Source organism: Quyinboa mangrovi (genome assembly GCF_042219825.1).
In the GTDB taxonomy this organism is placed as follows: domain Bacteria; phylum Bacteroidota; class Bacteroidia; order Bacteroidales; family UBA5342; genus JBHJHP01.
Genome location: NZ_JBHJHQ010000044.1, coordinates 1 through 963 on the forward strand (window position 1 = coordinate 1; position 963 = coordinate 963).

A 963-nucleotide genomic window follows, 5' to 3' on the forward strand; every position below is an offset into this window, starting at 1 on the left:
TTATCAATAATTTTAATCTTTCTTTTCCAAATTGTGGCTAACGTTCCCGCGGTATGGTGTCGTGGCAGTTTCTTTCCTACGGGAAAGGAACTGTCAGGACAAAAGGTGTTTGCAGCGAACGTTTATACACTTTGTTTAAAATAACTGCCATGCACTATGACCGCGTGTTAGGCTTCGTTGTTTCTATCTTTCTTATAAAACGTTTGCTAAATTTTCTAATCAAAGATTTATTGCTTAGTACATGAATAGGTGAAACGCCACCACCAAATGCGTAAGCAACACTATTTATTAAAATGTCATTTTGATCATGGATTATTGTTATTTGGTGACCTCCATTTATTAGATAATCATAGGATGGAACTATAATTATAAAGTCTTGGTTGTTTATTACTATTTCCCATTCAAGATCATTGATAGTTTCTATAATGAGTTGCTTATTGAGCTCTTTATTTATTCCAATAATTCTTCTTAATTTATCGGTTTTGAAGCCTAAAATGGTTACTAATCCGAAGATAAATATAGCGGGGAAAAAATATACCCAAGAATTATTTATCAGGGAAAAAGGTTCTATAATTAAAATAATACTTAAATATGAAATCAGGAATGCTAAAAAGATTAGTAGATATATTAGTTTGTCAAGAAAAAGGTGAAACCATTTGCTCGAATAAATTACTCTTTCTTTTTCAATAGACTTTTTGATATCGATTTCTTCATCCATAAAATTAAACATCAATATTTAAGTAAAAATCATTTTTTAATACAATGGAGCCTAACGTTCCCGCGGTATGCTGTCGTGGCAGTTTCTTTCCGACGGGAAAGGAACTGTCATGACGAAAGTGACAGCCGCGAACGTTGAAATATTTTAATTAAAAGTACTGCCATGCAGTATGACCGCGTGTTGTATGGCGTTCATATTTTTTCCTCATACTTTTCTTTCAAAATTATTTCTAAAGTATCTATTTG

General features: G+C 32.2%; 1 protein-coding gene. It reads right to left on the reverse strand.

The features are described 5' to 3' along the window. Positions 1-154: 154 nt before the first annotated feature. Positions 155-718 (reverse strand): hypothetical protein, encoded by a 564-nt coding sequence (locus tag ACE1ET_RS20470; protein ID WP_375730289.1) that lies wholly within the window; start codon positions 716-718, stop codon positions 155-157. Positions 719-963 lie beyond the last annotated feature (245 nt).